Below are 14,891 nucleotides of genomic sequence, written 5' to 3'. Positions count from 1 at the left end.
AGTTTTAACTCAGATTCTGAATGAGCAAATCTCCTCTGACGATTCTTGGGGTTGGTTTGTCCACTGTAGTCTATTCATCTGAAAACTGCTGTAAGTTGGCAATTTGCTTGATTTGGGCGGCCATAACCAAATGAATCGACATAAAATATCGGAATACCCAACCTAAGGTTGGAGTAGAAGTTGGTTTACCCAACTGATTGTCAATAGTTTTTTTCGCTCGTTCTAAAGCTTGACGTAAAGCTCTTTGACCCAGACTATAAACAAGCAGGCACAAACCCATAATCATTGCTAGTGCAGCAACTCGCTCAGTCGAATTGAGGAATACACTGGAAGTAAAAAATAAAGGGTCTTCGAGAGACCGAAAACCGCGCTCAATAGACTGCTGTGCCTTGTATTCACGTAATAACATTGTATCGCTGAGTTCTTCGGAATCGAGGACATTGTGAGTGCAGATCATGAAGTCTCTTCCAAAAGAAAGTCATTCAAACAACTTTAAATTTAATTAGATAAAGTTCATAATTTATAGACCCACTATAAGATTAAATGATTGCTCATCCAGCCGGGAAAACTAATAGGCTGATCGCTAACTTCAGTTTTGAAGCCAAGCATGGTAAGTGAGTCCCATACTTAACTTAAAGGTTTATCGCCTGCCTGTCACCTATCCTCCTCCCCTTGTGGTGCAGACATGATTTTCTTTTGCTGTTCTTGTAGCCAGTTTTCAAAGAGTTCATTCAACAAACGCATTTTCATAAATTCATCCAGTTGTGCTGGAATAAATTTTTCTAACCGCAAAATAACAAACCATTCAGCGATACGGGTAGGAGGCAATATCTGACCTGGTTGACTGCTAGAGAGCATTTGCACCATTATCGGATGTAGTGCATTCAGTTCAATCGGGCCTACCAAGCCACCAGTTTGGGCTTCCGGTCCAAGTGAGTATTCCCGTGCCAAATCAGCAAAAGAGTTTTCTTTTGCCTGAATCCTGAAGTAGAGTTCTTGGGCAATTCCTACATCCTGGGTTCGCAGTAGGGAATAAATTACTTTGTCTAGTTTTGCCTTAGACTGAAAAAAGTAAGATTCCAGTTTATTACCCCAAGTGGCTTGCTTAAATTTTTCAATTTTCAGCTTACGAGTGGTAATAACTTCTAGTTGATCGGGAGTCAGCCCTTGATGTGCCATCCAAGCCTGGATGTCTTCTTCATTTTTAAACTGTTTCTCAGCGTAAAACTGCTGTTTAGCTTGAGCTACTTCCTCAGGGGTACACTCTATTACTACCTTGGCAGAGCGTGAGTTTTGCTCTATCGCCTCATCAATGGTTAATTCCCGCTGCAACTGTGGCAGCATTTGGTAACTTGCCAGTAAAGAAATCAGTTCACTAGCTGTAATTGTACGATTACCGATTTGGATCGCTTCAGTCATTAGCTTTCGGTCATCTCAAGAATATCTAGTCTGTTAAAGAAGCTATACCTTAGCCCATTGTCTAGGACTTTTTACCTTAATTCTACAGACTTAGGTATACTAACCTCACTTTCGCAATAATTAAATAGTTACTTGCTAACATACTTAAAAATATACAGTTTATATGAGTTTTTATCAAAGATTCTACGCAAATACTAGCAGATGTAAAGATAAAGACAAAAGACAGTTCTCGCCACTACGACTTAAAACACGAAATTTATCAGACTGAGCTAAGGTGTTTTAAGATAACCCTCTTTAATCAACCTTACCATAGTAAAATTTTTAACCCTTATCTAGCTAGGATTTTGTCTATTAAGCTTCGTTTTGAGGTTTCTATTATGCGTAGACGCGCGCTGGTATTAGTGTTGCGGTAGCGAGTCTTCTCCCAACCTCAAAAGAGCGTTTCGTAGATAAGAGGAGACACCAAGGGCGTTAGCGAGTTCGCGTATCCTCACGGGGAAGCAAGCTACGGGCAGCGTCTCCCCACCCAAGCGTTTGGAATTTCCTCAAGTAGAGCAGGCATTATGCTAAGAGCGACCTCCTACAGCCGTTAAAGATTCTCTACGAAATGCTATGCGAACACTATCGAGCAGAGGTCTGTTTACAGTTGTTAGAGGTGTAAAAAGGCAGCACATCCTATGCTGCCTTTTCACATGAGGGTATTTATGTATCCTACAACTAAAAATTTTGAGGTTTATAACGACTCTAAATAGTTCAAAAGATCCGCCATTTCTTGGGCACTAGGTTGGAATTTTGGCATTGGTGGTGTTTCGCCACTGATTACTTGGTGAATCAGCCCATACCGAGACTTGTGCTTTGAAACAGCTTGCAAACTGGGCCCCACTCGCCCGTCTGCTTCCAAGCCATGACAACCAGCACAGTTAATTTGAAATATCGCGTGTCCTTGAACTGGGTTTCCTGTTAGGGATAGAACACTCTTGACGTATGGATCAGAGGCTTGAACCAACTGAACACCAAAAAAGCCCAAAGGGACTCCTAGCAGTATAGCCAGCGTCAATAAAACGATCCGCTGAATCAAAATTTCAGGTTTGGTAATCTGGTTATCCAAAAGGTTTGCTGTGAAAGTCTAGGTGTGCTAAAAAGTTTTCATTTCCTACACATAGCTTAAAAGTTCTTGATTGTGTCTGCAAGCACAGAATACTATTTTTTTGTGGGCAGTCGGCCTATAAAAGGCTGTAGAGCGCAGGATTCATACGAAATTTGGTAAAATCAAAAACAGGCAACGAATATTTAATAATTACAAAGAGGAGATTTACAGTGGTTGAACCCCTGCTATCAGGTATTGTCCTTGGTCTAGTTTTCGTCACTCTCGCCGGACTTTTTTACGCTGCATATAAGCAATACAAGCGCCTCAATGAGTTGGGGGGATAAGGAAATGCCCAGTGCTGTTAGCGGTAGCAGGGCGTTTAGCCCGTGCTGAGGAGCCAGTATGTTGGGCAGCTCTGCCGACTTGTACCCCTGCTCTTAAGCAAGCTACGCGTAGGTCTCCGACAGGAGAAGCAACTGGCGTTGCTGAGTAGGATGAGGGAAGGGGGATAAGGAGGACAAGGAAGCAATTTTTCTCTTCCACTCCCCATTCCTGTCATTCCGAAATTCTGTAGAAAGTAAGTGATGTGTTGCCGTAAACTTTCTGGCGGCAAATTTCCCAAGCGGGAATCTCTGGCGGTGTCCAACCTTGTGAGGAGTGTTCAACTGCGATTTCGCCGCTAGGATCTAAAAGTTGATAGTGAGCGATCGCTTCTAGTACTGGTTGGTACAATCCACTGGCATAAGGTGGATCGAAGTAGATTCTATAGAATTTCTTACCTGATAAAGTCTTTAGCTGCTGCGTAATATCTCCCCGCAATACCCGAAATTCTTGGTCGGCATCAGCTACTTGCTGCCAATTTTGCTGGATGGTGGCACAGGCTCGGCTCGATTGTTCAATTCCCACTACTAAGCTGGCTCCTCTACACAAAGCTTCTGCGCCCATTGAACCAGTACCGGCGCACAAATCTAGCCAGCAACAACCTGCAATTTCTCCCTGCCAAATATTAAAAACTGCCTCTCTTACTCGCGCACTAGTGGGTCTAGTTTCTTTTCCTGGTAAAGTTTTTAGCTGACGATTACCGTAAATTCTCAGGCTCATTGGTTATTAGTCATTGGTCACTTGTACTGAGCGGAGCCGAAGTATTAGTTTTCAGACAAAAGACAAAGAACAAATGACAAAAAGAATATTAAGCAGGAATTTTTTCACGGACTTGAGCAACGAAATTAGACAGTATTTGCAATCCGATATTAGAGGATTTTTCGGGGTGAAATTGGACTGCCATCAGGTTTTCATGGGCGATCGCAGCTGTAACGGTTTGAGTACCGTGAGTGATAGTTGCTGCACGGATTAGCGGGTCTATTGGGTCAACATAGTAGGAATGGACAAAATATACCCAAGGATCGGACGGTAAATGCTCCCACAAAATACTTTTTGGTTGAGTGATTTCCAGTTGATTCCAACCCATGTGAGGAATAGTGATGTCAGGTTCGGGACGAAACCGCCGCACTTTTCCTTTGATAATTCCCAGTCCTGGTTGGGTACCTTCTGCACTTGATTCAAAGAGAATTTGCAATCCTAAACAAATTCCCAAAAAAGGTTTACCAGATGCGATCGCTTCTTTAATAGGTTGTTCTAAACCACGCGATCGCAAATGTTGCACTGCTGGATCAAATGCTCCTACTCCCGGTAGGACTATAGCATCTGCCTGCTCTAATTCTTTTGAAGAGTAAGTAACATTAGGAGTTGCCCCAGCTTTTTCCAAGCCTTTGCAGACTGAGTGCAAATTTCCCATCTCGTAATCTACGATCGCAATTACTGGCATTTACCTGCTCCTTGTAAATTTATTATGGAGGGTTTTTCTATTCTAAATAATATTTGTTATGAAGAAAAGAATTCTATTAACTTCTTTTGATATTTGGCTAAAGGATCAACAGTCAAATTCTTCTGATGATTTATTACTTGAAGTGAGCAAACTCGATCTGATACAGCATGACTTAACTTTTTTACGCCAGTTACCTGTAGATGTGCAACTTGCCAGTACTCTGGTAATGGAAAAAATCAAAGCAATCCAACCTGATTACATCATCTGTTGTGGCATGGCTGCAAGCCGGACACAATTAAGTATGGAAGCAGTTGCTAGTTGTGGAGAAATTGTTTTGCAGACAGAAGTTGATTTAGAAAAATTAGTGGCGGGAGCAGCAATTCAGATTAGCCACGACTGTGGGAAATTTGTCTGTGAGGGTCTTTACTATTCTGTGTTGGACTACTTAAGCCAAAATCAACTTACGGCACGTTGTATTTTTGTCCACGTTCCGATTCTCAATCAAGAAAATTTGATGGGGATTCTTGCCGATTTCGTATTAATTATTAACAAACTGGCACTTTCATCAAGTTGTTAATGTCTGTATGGTGAAAGAAATATCTAAGTATATGTTGCCATTGTTACTAATTTTCCCAATAGCCCAATTAACTCCTACCACACCACCACCTGAAGAAGTCGTGCAACCCCAAGAAGTACGTCCTTTACCAGGTCAATTAGATACAGTGCCAACGTTTAATAGCAATAGTCCAGAATTGGTGTTGAAAGAAGGAATTTTACTTTCCACCTTTCCACCAGATGGGAAAAAAGTGCCGACAGCGCATCTAAATTTTCCTTTTCGGGGACGATTTGATATTTTTGCTCATCATGTTGCGAAGGCTGAACCACCAGAGAATTTGCAATCGCTCTATTTAGGGATAATTTTGCATAACCCTAGTTCGGAACCAGTGAAGGTAAATATTTGGCAGGCGGCAAGTTATTTAAGTCAACCGGATGCACCATTTATTCAGTTACCATCCTTTAGCCAAAACCTTTTAGGTAAAGTTTTTGCAGGTCCTGGCGATCGCGTCATGTCTGATGTACTCAGGGGAGTGCGACAAGAGATTTTTCCTGCCCAAATTGAGATTCCACCAAAGCAAAGTCGGATGTTACTCAATTTACCAATTCCTGTGCAGGGATTGACACCACCCTTGAATGGTAGGTCTACATTCATCCGACTCCAAAGTGATGGCACTGTCTATGCAGCTAGCCTAGCGATGTTTGCACGGGTGAATCCTGATGGCAGTGAGCGATCGCCTACCTTACAAGAGTGGCAGAATTTACTAGATAATGGCGATTTAGCTGGGCCACGAGATAAAATTCCCACTCCCTTAGAGGAAACTGGCAAGCCAAGAATTTATGGGCGAGTTGCAGGAGTGGTTGGAGGTTCGCGATGGAGAGCCTTATTAGTAGATAATCCTAAAGCCAGGTATCTAACTATTCCCCAGCCTGGTCAAGTGTTTTCCTACGCTCTGAGTACCCTGCATGGTGGTACATTAGGAACTGGTCAAATTCAAAGTGCGCCTATGCTGGTGCGCTATCTTGACACTGCATATCGCGCTCATGGCAACTATGGAATTCAATATAATCTCAAGTTGCCGTTATACAACAATACTCAAAGTCCTCAAACTGTTAGTGTGTCGATACAAACACCACTCAAGGAGGATCAGTTAGTCAAACCAGGGTTACGCTTTCTGAGTACACCCGCTCCTCAAGTATTCTTCCGAGGCACAGTGCGAGTACGTTACAAAAATGACCAAAATCAGCCACAAACTCAGTTTGTGCATTTAGTGCAAAAGAGAGGTCAACCAGGGGAGGCGTTAGTTTTATTAAAGATGAAACCAGGCGATCGCTCTTTGGTAGAAGTAGATTTTCTCTATCCGCCGGATGCTACACCACCGCAAGTATTAACAATCTCAACCCAAACTGAACCTCGGTAATGAGTTATCGGTAATGGGTAAGAGCTTTTCTCCAATTACCTGTTACCAAAAAATATTAGTCAACTCATTCACAAAGCTCTACTGTTTAAAAACAATTCAAGATTGTAGACGCCTATTGAAGTTGCAATAATAGATACTGTGACTACTAAGGTAGTAGTCCAAGATCCGATCTCACGCATAGATTCTTTTGTTTTTATTGATTGTGCAGAGCGTAACCTACATACACTACCCGAATCTAGTCCTGGCAAGTAACGTCACTGATTATACTACTTACAAGCAACCATGCCATATTTTAGGTTGAAAAAGAATTCAGAATCCAGAATACAGAATTCATGGCTTTATTCTGACGACTGATTCCTGAATTCTGTTTTGATAAAAATGCTATGGCCAAAACCTAAAAATATTAGAGCAAATATTAAGAAATTTAAAGATATAAAAGTTATTTTAAGTTTTTCATCATTAAATCAGGGTCAGCAAAATACTTGTAATTTACGATTGCAAAGCCTCGGACTTCCACTATTACGGAAAACAACACTTTACTTATAGAAACCATATCGTATATACCTCTAGATTCCTACGCCGTCTGTTCGAGCCGCTCAATTCTGAGAATTGCGTTGCACAATGTTAAGTAAAATTATGGAAATCTTATTTTTATATAAAAAATGCACTAATTCTTAAATTTTCATTAGATACTGTGACATTCACTTAGAGTAAGGCTCCTGGTATGCCCATTCCCAACACTTCCACATTGGAAGGATTGCGAGTACTAGTGGTCGATGATGACCTCGATTCCTGTGCCTGGATGACTTGTTTGCTTGAGTTGTATGGGATTGAAGTTTATTCAACTTTCACAGTAGATCAAGCCTTAGCAACGTTTGTCGAACTTCGCCCAGATTTAGTACTTAGTGACATTGCCATGCCCGATGAAGATGGTTATTCGCTGCTACGTCAGATCCGGCAAATCGAAGATAGGCTCGACAAATCCACTCCCGTTATCGCAGTCACGGGACTTGGAGAGTTAGAAGCTCGATTTCCAGAGTCGCAAGCAAGGTTTGACCAATGGTTATTAAAACCTGTGGACATAGATGAGTTGGTTGGGGCGATCGCTCACTTAACAGGGCGGTCAATATTGCTTGGTGAATTAATTTCTTCATATTGATAAAGCTTTTTACCCCAAATTTGTGTATTTAGGGTGAATACTTATTCTGATCCATGCATTGCAATAGAAATAGCAGACTATAGCAAGCAATAAAAGGACGGTATGGGAACGGATCAAAAAATCAATCAAGAAACTGAGTTAAATTCCCTCCAGCACCTTATTGGAACCTTGATCTTACTGGTAGAGGATGAGCCAGATATTGCAGATTTACTTACCTTCATTTTGGAAACGGAAGGTGCAGAGGTGATGGCTTTAAGCGAGGCAGAAGAAGCCCTTGCTTTGGTCGAATCACTTCATCCCGATATTTTGCTGTGCAATATGAAGTTGCCCGCTCATGATGGAAATTGGTTAATTAAGCAAATTCGAGTGCATTCTTCCCCATCTATAAGAGAGTTGCCTGCGATCGCTATCACTTCTTATACACGGGAGGTATCAAGCCATAAGGCTTTGAATGCTGGTTTTGATCGATTTCTAGTCAAGCTTGAAAGTCCAGAGGAAATTGTAGATGAGATTGTTCACCTGTTATTTCCCGATCCTTAAATATAATTAGCCGGCTTTCATCTGGTTTTTAAGACTGATTTCGCACAATACGCTGTAGGAGCGCGCAGCTAGCTATACACTCCTACAAAGGACTTTAAGAAAGGAAACCATATAACCCTAAGTGAGTAGGGTAAAATGTTGGATATGTTTGTTAACCTCGTTGAAAACCCTTTGCTGGCTTTTGTTGCCCCTTACCCTTTGGCTTAGATTTGTTAACTTCTCTTAAAGCTTCCTGAAATAAGTTATGTAAATGTATGGGTACACTGGCAATGTCTGGCAACTCTGGCTCAATAGGTTTGTAGAATTCTTGCAAAAGTGCATCCAAGTCATTTTTAAGTCTAAACTCTGGACGTTGTAAAAATGTTTGCAACACATTTTCTAACTGAGTTGGATACTGTTGTGCTAATCGATGCCAGATAAAAGCATTAATACTTTTATCTTCGAGGTAGTAGCGAATTAGTTTTTCCGCCCCTTGAACACTTTGCCAGTCATCTGCCGATAAGATTGCTTGTACTTTATTATATGTTGGTAAAAACATTTGTCCCCAACGGGGATGAGAAAGAGCCATTACCTGTTCTGCTTTCTTGAGTTCAGCAGGCAAATCAACCTTTGGCATAACCATTTTGCTCTTGCCACTTTTGTTGTTAAACATCTCAGAGACTACGTTGGAATCAGCACCAAATTCTTGTGCGGCTGCTTTTATTTCCTCGTCGCCAATGCCAGCGGCTTCTGCCACTTCAGCCAGAGATTTAGAAGTATCAATTCCTGCGGCTGCAAAGGTTTTTTCAGTAATTACTTCTTGAAATTCCGCTATTTTTTTATTAAGCTGGTATCCAGGTAGTGTGATTTCATCAGTGCCAAAAAAGTCCACAAACTGCTGATGATATTTTTCTACTGACTGCCAAGCTTCTTCTAGCAAGTCTGGAGCATCGCTGTAAAGATTACTTTTATAGTTTTCTTTGAAATTACCAATTGCTACGGCAAGTTTTGGTTTACCTAATTTACCCATTATTGTGTAGGGGCCAGAAAACATCCAGTAGCTATCGGTAACGGGAGAAATGCGAGTTAACAAGATTTCTCCGACTTTCAACCGAGATATTGCTTGTAATGTTTGAGTATTGTTTGGCTTGACAATGTAGCGTTTATCTGTCAACCAGTTCGTCAATTCAAAGCCATCAGGTAAAATATTAGTGATGGCAAATAAGCCAATAAAAGTATGATGCCAACTATTTATCAGGCTGCGATCGCTTTCTGCTAAATCTGGATGGCTTTCGATAAACAACTCTAATGGAGACTTATCACCGACTTTTCCATCTGTCAGAAAGCTATCAATGATTAAGTCCTGCTGCGTACTATCCCCACTTCCACGGCGCGACTGTGCTGCTGCATAAGTTTCCAATGCTTGTGCCAGTTCGCCTTCAGCATCAAAGACAAAATCAACTAAGGCTTGTTTTAATTCGTGCGATCGTTCTAATATGACATCCACAAGTTAATCTCTCGGTGCAACAGATGTAAATTATAGCGTTTGAGAGAATTACAGCATCTAGCAATAGCTAGATTCATGCTTACAAAGCAAGCAGCCTAACTTTTAAAAGCGACAAACTCAATGTTAGTTCCAGTGTATTTAAAGGGCGTGTTTTCAGTCAACCATTGGTCTACAGATTCAAAAACGTGGTAATTGGCGTATGAAATACGATTTTTAGGCAGAAGTTGCCTATGCCAAAGATCAAGCAGTTCAAAGTTGGTTTGCTTGAGGAGGTCTTTTACCATCTTTTTAGAATACAAGCGGTCATGGTAAAAGTCTCCCCGCAAATGGGCTAAACGCTGAGTCCAGGAAAAGTAGTAGGGAAGGAAAAAACACAAGAAAAGGCCTGATGGCCTCAACACTCGATGAATCTCACCAAGAGAAGCAAGGTCATTAGGAACGTGTTCAAGGACTCCAAAACTTAAGACGACATCAAAGCTTGCATCGCTGAAGGGAAGTAAATAAGGATGTTCTAGGGGAACAACCGTTAGGGATGCTTTATCTATAATAGGTGTAATCTGACCAAAAGCTGAGTCATCAGTAGCGTGTACATCACAACTGGTGATTTGGACACCCATTTCACGCATCAGAAAGGAAATATGTCCTTTACCGCACCCCCAATCAAGAATACGTATTGTATTTGAGCTTGTTTTAAACCAATACTCAGAAAAAACTTTTACGTACTCTGTCAGGTAAAGAAAAATGTTGTGAGAGGCAGGGTTTCTTAAGAAGGCATGGGTATCTATATGCCCTGCTAAATTAATGACTTGCTGATTCAGAGGTAGGCGTTTCTGGAAATGAGTGCGTCTTAGAGCAACTAACCTTTCGCTATTGTGCATGTAATTTCTGGTTTTTTTAATGTTCGTGTTATTAGGTGGTTATAAGCTTTAGATATTCCTCTTGTACCAGCTATTAAAAGAAAAAATTGCAGGTATTAAACAGTTCCTCAAAGGTATGGACAGTTATAAAACTACTTGTACTCTGACGATAGGTAAAGATCATTCGTTTCCAGTGCTTGTGCCAGTTCGCCTTCAGCATCAAGGACAAAATCAACTAAGGCTTATTTTAATTCGTGCGATCGTTTTAATATGACATCCACAAGTTAATCTCTCGGTGCAACAGATATAGATTATAGCTTTTGAGAGAATTTCAGCATTTAGCTATTGCTAGATTTATGGAAATGGGCATTTAGCAGAATAGGTTTTATAATTATGTAAGTTATTTGTAATATATAACTATAATACAAATTATCTGAAGGGGTTCATCGGTGATGACAGCCGTAGTTCATCAGTGATGACAGCCGTAGAACTGGAAAATTTATCCAAGACGTTTACTCTGAGTAGGGGTTGGGGACGCAACCGCACGAAAAAAGAGATTGTTGCTGTAGATGGCATCAGTCTGAGCGTTCCCGATGGTCAAGTGATCGCCTTCATTGGCCCCAATGGGGCGGGGAAGTCTACTACAATCAAGATGCTTACAGGGATACTACAGCCCACATCTGGCACAGCCAGGTTATTGGGATTAAACCCTTGGCGAAATCGGCGCGAACTAGCGTACTCAGATTGGGGTAGTGTTTGGACAGCGATCGCAGTTATGGTATCACCTACTTCCCCACGATACCTTAGAGTTACTGGCGCGAATCTATAATCTTAATCGGCAAGAATACATCAAATGTCGTGACCAATTAGTTGAGCGTTTTAACCTCAGCCCGTTCTGGAATATCCCAGTACGTAAATTGTATTTAGGTCAGCGGATGCGAGCAGAAGTAGCAGCCAGCTTACTCCATGCACCTAAAGTACTATTCCTCGACGAACACACAATTGGACTGGATGTAATTGCTCGTGAGGAATTACGCGACCTCATCCGGGAGTGGAATAGTGGGGGAAGTGCATCTTTTTTTCTGATTCTTGCTTGTGCTTGAGAAAGCGCAGAAAGTCCAGAGTTTCTTATACAAGAAACTCTTGAGAGAATTCATTCAATGAATTCAATTTCTTGGGGAAGGAGTTTTTTGAGAGTTATAAATATAAGGAAAAATGGGAATATAGAAGTTTGATTTCCAGACTTTTTTCAAAACCTACTATGCAAATTTAGTTCATTTGTACTATTTTATAGTTGTAGATTTTATTACAGGCATATTATGAAAAGCGATCCTAATCAGAGTAAGGAAATAAATTATAACACTGGGCTGAGTGTTATTTTCTCTGAAAAAGCTCTCATTGCATTGTTGCATATCATACTTGCCTTAGGCATTGCTCATCTACAATTTAGCAGTTCAGCTAATCAAGAACACCCTGCAAAAGTTTTGCAAGACAAACACAATTAGTAAGGTTTTTACTAGGGAAATACGAGAAATTGCGAAAACTTGCACAAAGGATGATTGCTTATGCCGAGAGGCGGTTCCAGAAAAGGGTCAGGTCGTAAATATAAATTTGGGGAGCCACTTGCAGATATTGGTGTTCCTTCATCAATCAGTAATGACTTGATTGTGATAATAGAATACCTCTGGGAAAAGGGAATAAGAGGAAAAGAATTGATAAATGCTCTACGTTCGGCAGAGTTTCGCAAGGTCAGGAAGTATGATTATGCAGTATCAGCAGGCACACACAGCACATCCAGTGTTGGAGGGGATTCAATGAACATCGATTATGAAGAAATTGATCTCTGTGAGGAACTGATCAATGAATCAAATAAAACGGTCATCTTACCTGTAATGGGAGACTCAATGATAGGTATTGGTATATATCCTGGTGATTGGTTAATTGTTGAATTGATTAATCCTCTATATCAAGAGCCTAAAGAGCAAGAGATCGTTATAGTTTCTGTGGATGATGAAACTTTAGTTAAACGTTATAGCAGGGAAAAAGGAGAAGTAGTTTTAGTATCGGAGAACAAGAACCACGAGCCAATCAGACGCTCTGAAGGAGCAATTTATATTTCAGGAATTGTGAAAAGTGCTATTCGTCGCAATTTATCAAAAAGGTTGCTGAATGGATAACCTTTGTACAGGACTCATTGATGAGTTACTTAGCAGCTTTTTTTAAACATTGCCATCTTTGTCGTAGTTGATGCAAGTTAGGCGTATGACCACCATAGCGCCAACCAACATAAGCTTGACAAATTTCATCTATTACCTCAGCAGTTGCTAGAGCATGATGCTGGTATGAAACTCTGGCATACTCTAAAGGAGTTTGTGCTGGATGTTTGCCTAAACCTTTTTGGGTTGTCCATTGCAGCATTTGTTGATAAAGGCTCTCCATTGCTGGCAATTTCTTCAACCATCGGCGGTTACGCCACTCTCGCCACTGACCCCAACCCAGCCAACCAAAGAAAGCTGCTGTAGTTGCCAAAATTAAGCCAGTTAATATACCGAACCAACCTTGGGAGAACAAAGCTAAAAACCAAGCGATCGCTCTAATCACCCACTTAAATATTGTCTCAAATACATTATTCAACAAACCTGTCACCGGAGAGGGCAACCATCCAGCAACCCAGTGCCACAGTTGGCGCAACACACTAAAAGTCTGAGTGTCTTCTATTGAAGGTGGTATCAGGGGATGATTGGGAATAGGGTCAAAAGCAAACCAACCATATTTCGGAAAATACACTTCCGTCATCGCATAAGCGTCAGTATTACGGACAACATATAGCCCTGTAAATGGATTAAACTCTCCTGCACTAAACCCTGCTACTAACCGCGCTGGGATGCCAATGGAACGCAACATTACTGTAAGAACTGTTGAAAAGTGGTCTGGATAGCCTCCTTTTTGCTTAAATAAAAAAGTTTCTACCAAGTCTTGTTTTTCACTCAAATAAGGTAGTTCTAAGGGATTTTGGGGAACAGAGTAGCGTTGCTTTAAATATTGAGCTAAGTAGAGAGCCTTCTCATAAGGTGAATCCAGGCTTTTCGCAGACTTTGCAACTTTTTCTTGATTGTAGTTAGCGAGAATTTCTTCGGTACGTTGCCGGACTTTTTCGGCAATTTCGGGAGGAATTTGCAGATAATGCTTTTTAATTTGTGGTGGATATTTAGTAGAAGCTTCACCCAACAAAGTGCGATCGCGGTATGGCACTTCGGAAATTATTGTGTAGGTGAAACCTTGTGATAATTCTACAGGCGATCGCAATCCGTCTTCTTTATCAACAGCGAGCACTGGTGCTGGAAAGTAAACTTCTTTTGGATAAGTCATCGCTGGAATCAGGTTAGGCAAATCCGACACCACTGTATAAGTTTGTACTACCTCTTGGGTTTTACCAGTGAGCACAGATGGGGAAAGAAAAATTTGGTAAGACCAAGGCGATCGCCTAACAGTCGTCACATCTTCATTGCGAGAAACTTCCCATCCCTTACCTGTATAGCGATCAAATGCTAATACTCGCCAAAAACCCTCAGCTTGCGATCGCACCCGCATTACAACCTTGGGTCTCATCTCGCCCCGCAGGTTTTGATTCATTTGGCTATTAAAACCGTAATAAAAATTATTATCTACTTTACCTGGTTGACCAGTTTTATTTTGTCCCGTACCACCGCTACCACTGCCTTGATTATCACCTTTACCTTGGCGGATATAACCGGGATTAATAATACTACGACCAGTGAAATTACTTTTTACTTGAATAGCAGAACTTACAGGAAAATTCCGTAATTGATAGCCGGGAAATCTGGGTAAAACAGCAAAAATTGCCAGCCCCAGACCAACAATTAGTAAAAAAGTTAGAATTAAAAATTTAAAATTAAGACTTGAGGAATTCTTCTGATTGAATTTTTCCTTTTGAGTTTTTAATGCCTGTAAACCTAAGCGTGAGCGGTAATCTAGTACTAAAGTTGGCAGAGCGATCGCTAAAAATAACAGCAACACAGGTGCAAATGCTAAAGTCTGACTTAGGGTTGCTGCCACACCCAATAAAATCAGTCCGATAACAATCGAATAGCCCAAATTTTTCCGGCGCGGTGTATCAAAGCTATGCAACACCTGGAGTTGAATTAATAACTCTGCCAAACCCAAGCGCGTATCATTCAACTCTCCCACTAATCGCCCAAAAAAAGCACCTAGTGCTACTAACATTCCGATGGCGATGCAGAATTTAATTGCAACATTGCGATCGCGGCGACGATAATAACTCCAAATCGCACCCACTACACTTAGGGGTAACGCCCAAAAACTAAATGAAGTTTCGGCGGCAATATCCGTCGCCACAATTCCCAAAATAACCAACGCTAGCACCAGCACCCGCAAAGAAATAGAATCTTCCACTTCAATCAAAGGCGACCCCTGCGGATTTTGCCGCCAGAAATTACCTACAGGGATACGCCAAAACCGATTCATCCTGGATAAGTTAAACATTTGAGTCTAGTAGAAGCA

The 14,891-nt window shown here is 41.1% G+C and carries 16 protein-coding genes and 2 pseudogenes; 10 read left to right on the top strand and 8 right to left on the bottom strand.

From position 1 onward, the window contains the following. Positions 1 to 91 precede the first annotated feature (91 nt). The 3 genes and pseudogenes from V7K60_RS01595 to V7K60_RS01585 form a co-directional block, all read right to left on the bottom strand. Positions 92 to 460, bottom strand: a pseudogene (locus tag V7K60_RS01595) (IS1634 family transposase); the annotation flags it as partial. A 194-nt stretch (positions 461 to 654) separates the two neighbouring features. Continuing rightward, on the bottom strand, positions 655 to 1,419 hold the full coding sequence (locus V7K60_RS01590) for a peptidylprolyl isomerase (RefSeq protein ID WP_334922402.1): 765 nt from the start codon (positions 1,417 to 1,419) through the stop codon (positions 655 to 657). Between the two features lie 733 nt (positions 1,420 to 2,152). Next, on the bottom strand, positions 2,153 to 2,527 hold the full coding sequence (locus tag V7K60_RS01585) for a c-type cytochrome (RefSeq protein ID WP_094352507.1): 375 nt from the start codon (positions 2,525 to 2,527) through the stop codon (positions 2,153 to 2,155). Between the two features lie 209 nt (positions 2,528 to 2,736). Between V7K60_RS01585 and petG the strand changes: the two genes are divergently transcribed. Continuing rightward, positions 2,737 to 2,850, top strand: a complete 114-nt coding sequence (gene petG, locus V7K60_RS01580) for a cytochrome b6-f complex subunit V (protein ID WP_292861673.1) — start codon at positions 2,737 to 2,739, stop codon at positions 2,848 to 2,850. A gap of 11 nt (positions 2,851 to 2,861) precedes the next feature. Further along, positions 2,862 to 2,999 (top strand): hypothetical protein, encoded by a 138-nt coding sequence (locus V7K60_RS01575; protein WP_334922400.1) that lies wholly within the window; start codon positions 2,862 to 2,864, stop codon positions 2,997 to 2,999. 62 nt (positions 3,000 to 3,061) lie between these two features. Here the strand turns inward: V7K60_RS01575 and rsmD are convergent, their stop codons facing one another. Then, positions 3,062 to 3,607 carry a 16S rRNA (guanine(966)-N(2))-methyltransferase RsmD gene (rsmD, locus tag V7K60_RS01570; RefSeq protein ID WP_334922398.1) on the bottom strand — a complete coding sequence of 182 codons (546 nt, stop codon included), beginning with the start codon at positions 3,605 to 3,607 and terminating at the stop codon, positions 3,062 to 3,064. Positions 3,608 to 3,695: 88 nt separating this feature from the next. Next, entirely contained in the window at positions 3,696 to 4,331 is a 636-nt protein-coding gene (gene hisH / locus V7K60_RS01565) for an imidazole glycerol phosphate synthase subunit HisH (protein ID WP_334922396.1), read from the bottom strand. Positions 4,332 to 4,389: 58 nt separating this feature from the next. On the opposite strand from hisH, the gene V7K60_RS01560 reads away from it, so the two are divergent. From V7K60_RS01560 to V7K60_RS01545, 4 genes are all read left to right on the top strand, one after another. Next, positions 4,390 to 4,908, top strand: a complete 519-nt coding sequence (locus tag V7K60_RS01560) for a pyroglutamyl-peptidase I family protein (RefSeq protein ID WP_334922394.1) — start codon at positions 4,390 to 4,392, stop codon at positions 4,906 to 4,908. 31 nt (positions 4,909 to 4,939) lie between these two features. Continuing rightward, positions 4,940 to 6,307 carry a DUF3370 domain-containing protein gene (locus V7K60_RS01555; RefSeq protein WP_334922411.1) on the top strand — a complete coding sequence of 456 codons (1,368 nt, stop codon included), beginning with the start codon at positions 4,940 to 4,942 and terminating at the stop codon, positions 6,305 to 6,307. 724 nt (positions 6,308 to 7,031) lie between these two features. After that, a complete protein-coding gene (locus V7K60_RS01550) occupies positions 7,032 to 7,466 on the top strand; it encodes a response regulator (protein WP_334922392.1) in 435 nt (144 codons plus the stop codon). 102 nt (positions 7,467 to 7,568) lie between these two features. Further along, positions 7,569 to 8,006, top strand: a complete 438-nt coding sequence (locus V7K60_RS01545; RefSeq protein ID WP_334922390.1) for a response regulator — start codon at positions 7,569 to 7,571, stop codon at positions 8,004 to 8,006. A 151-nt stretch (positions 8,007 to 8,157) separates the two neighbouring features. Here V7K60_RS01545 and V7K60_RS01540 read toward each other — a convergent pair whose 3' ends face one another. Both V7K60_RS01540 and V7K60_RS01535 read right to left on the bottom strand, forming a co-directional pair. Next, positions 8,158 to 9,492 (bottom strand): hypothetical protein, encoded by a 1,335-nt coding sequence (locus V7K60_RS01540; RefSeq protein ID WP_334922388.1) that lies wholly within the window; start codon positions 9,490 to 9,492, stop codon positions 8,158 to 8,160. A 95-nt stretch (positions 9,493 to 9,587) separates the two neighbouring features. Next, a complete protein-coding gene (locus tag V7K60_RS01535; protein ID WP_334922386.1) occupies positions 9,588 to 10,370 on the bottom strand; it encodes a class I SAM-dependent methyltransferase in 783 nt (260 codons plus the stop codon). Between the two features lie 9 nt (positions 10,371 to 10,379). On the opposite strand from V7K60_RS01535, the pseudogene V7K60_RS35005 reads away from it, so the two are divergent. The 4 genes and pseudogenes from V7K60_RS35005 to V7K60_RS01520 all read left to right on the top strand — a co-directional run. After that, positions 10,380 to 10,533, top strand: a pseudogene (locus tag V7K60_RS35005) (ISH3 family transposase); the annotation flags it as partial. Positions 10,534 to 10,824: 291 nt separating this feature from the next. Further along, complete coding sequence (locus V7K60_RS01530) at positions 10,825 to 11,178, top strand: ATP-binding cassette domain-containing protein (protein WP_334922384.1); 354 nt, start codon at positions 10,825 to 10,827, stop codon at positions 11,176 to 11,178. Further along, a complete protein-coding gene (locus V7K60_RS01525) occupies positions 11,102 to 11,452 on the top strand; it encodes a hypothetical protein (protein WP_334922382.1) in 351 nt (116 codons plus the stop codon). The genes V7K60_RS01530 and V7K60_RS01525 overlap by 77 nt, the downstream gene beginning before the upstream one ends. Positions 11,453 to 11,914: 462 nt before the next feature. Beyond that, positions 11,915 to 12,526 (top strand): LexA family protein, encoded by a 612-nt coding sequence (locus V7K60_RS01520; RefSeq protein WP_334922380.1) that lies wholly within the window; start codon positions 11,915 to 11,917, stop codon positions 12,524 to 12,526. A 25-nt stretch (positions 12,527 to 12,551) separates the two neighbouring features. On the opposite strand, the gene V7K60_RS01515 is transcribed toward V7K60_RS01520, so the two are convergent. Further along, positions 12,552 to 14,873, bottom strand: coding sequence for a transglutaminase TgpA family protein (locus V7K60_RS01515; protein WP_442944322.1), 2,322 nt, complete (start codon positions 14,871 to 14,873; stop codon positions 12,552 to 12,554). Positions 14,874 to 14,891 lie beyond the last annotated feature (18 nt).

Source organism: Nostoc sp. (assembly GCF_036917555.1).
Classification (GTDB): Bacteria; Cyanobacteriota; Cyanobacteriia; order Cyanobacteriales; family Nostocaceae; genus Nostoc.
Note: the sequence above shows the minus strand (reverse complement) of the source record. Positions and strands in the feature narration are given on the sequence as shown.